The sequence below is a fragment of the Streptomyces smyrnaeus genome (assembly GCF_017676345.1).
GTDB lineage: Bacteria > Actinomycetota > Actinomycetes > Streptomycetales > Streptomycetaceae > Streptomyces > Streptomyces smyrnaeus.
Genome location: NZ_JAFFZM010000058.1, coordinates 1 through 1,335, shown reverse-complemented (window position 1 = coordinate 1,335; position 1,335 = coordinate 1). Strand labels below are relative to the sequence as shown.

The following is a 1,335-nucleotide window of genomic DNA, read 5'->3' as shown; positions in this document are numbered from 1 at the left end:
TGGATCGGTGAGGATGTCGAGTCCGGTGATACGGCCGTCCTTGATCGTGAACGACATGATGGACAGCGGGCGGTCCTCGGCGAAGGAGACGACGCCGGGTGTGCCGTTGACCAGAACGAGGTGTGCGTCTGCCGCGAAGCGGGCGAAGGTGATGGCTTGGGATGCCACGTCGGCCGCGCCGCGCCGCAGGATGCTCGGGACGAGCGTGCCGCCGTCGGAGCGCGCGACCACGTCGGGGTCGAGGACGGCCAGGAGCGCCTCGAAGTCGCCGCCGCGCGAGGCGGTCAGGAAAGCGTCCACGACATCGCGCTTGCGGGCCAGATCGGTGTCGGCCGTCGGGGCGGCGCCCTGAACCCGGCGGCGGGCCCGGCTGGCGAGCTGCCGGGTGGAGACCGTGGTCCGGCCGAGGATGGGAGCGATGTGCTCGAAGGGCACCTCGAACATGTCGTGCAGGACGAAGGCGAGGCGTTCGGCCGGGGAGAGGGTCTCCAGAACGATCATGAGTGCGATGCCTACCGAGTCCGCGATCAGGATCTCCTGTTCGGGGTCGACGCCAGCCAGCGCGGTGACCACCGGGTCCGGCAGCCGGACCGACCCGTCCTGCTCGGGCAGCGGATCCTCACGCCGGGAGCTGCGCGAGCGCAGCATGTCCAGGCATATCCGGCCGGCGACCGTGGTGAGCCAGGCCCCCAGGTTCTTCACCCCGCTCACGTCGGTGCGGCTGAGTTTGAGCCAGGTCTCCTGGACGGCGTCCTCCGCCTCGGCGAGCGACCCCAGCATCCGGTAGGCCACCGCCCGCAGCCCGGGCCGCTCCGCCTCGAAACGGTCGGCCAGAAAAATGTTCGCGCTCACCTGTCACACCCCTGTGCCCAGATCCGTCGGTCCGGTGACCGACGCTAACGGATCACCAGGAGAGCATCGGATGAACGCCGCGATCACCACCACCGCCCGCATGAAGAACCCCGCTGTGGTCCTGCCGGACGCCATGAAGGGCATCCAGAACATCTACAAGGCCATGTACCAGGGCGGCGTCTGCCCGCAGGTCCTGGAGCTGGTCCACCTACGGGCAAGCCAGATCAACGGCTGCAGCGCTTGCGTGTTCGCCGGTGTGGCGGGCGCGAAGAAGCACGGCGAGAGTGACGAGCGCCTCCACGCCGTGGCCGCCTGGCGCGAGGCCCCGTACTTCACCGACGCCGAACGCGCCGCCCTGGCCCTGGCCGAGGCCGCCACCCGGATCGCCGACCGCTCCGGCAAGGCCGTCCCCGACGACGTGTGGAACGAGGCCGCGGACCACTTCACCGAGGAGCAGCTCTCGGCGATCATCCTGATGATCAG

General features: G+C 69.7%; 2 protein-coding genes. One reads left to right on the top strand and one right to left on the bottom strand.

The genetic code is table 11. The features are described 5' to 3' along the window. Positions 1 to 852, bottom strand: an 852-nt coding sequence (locus JW613_RS35445; protein ID WP_209215308.1) for a sigma-70 family RNA polymerase sigma factor, incomplete at its 3' end; no start/stop codon positions are given. A 70-nt stretch (positions 853 to 922) separates the two neighbouring features. Here JW613_RS35445 and JW613_RS35440 point away from each other — a divergent pair. Then, on the top strand, positions 923 to 1,335 hold a 413-nt coding region (locus tag JW613_RS35440), incomplete at its 3' end, for a carboxymuconolactone decarboxylase family protein (RefSeq protein ID WP_209215307.1).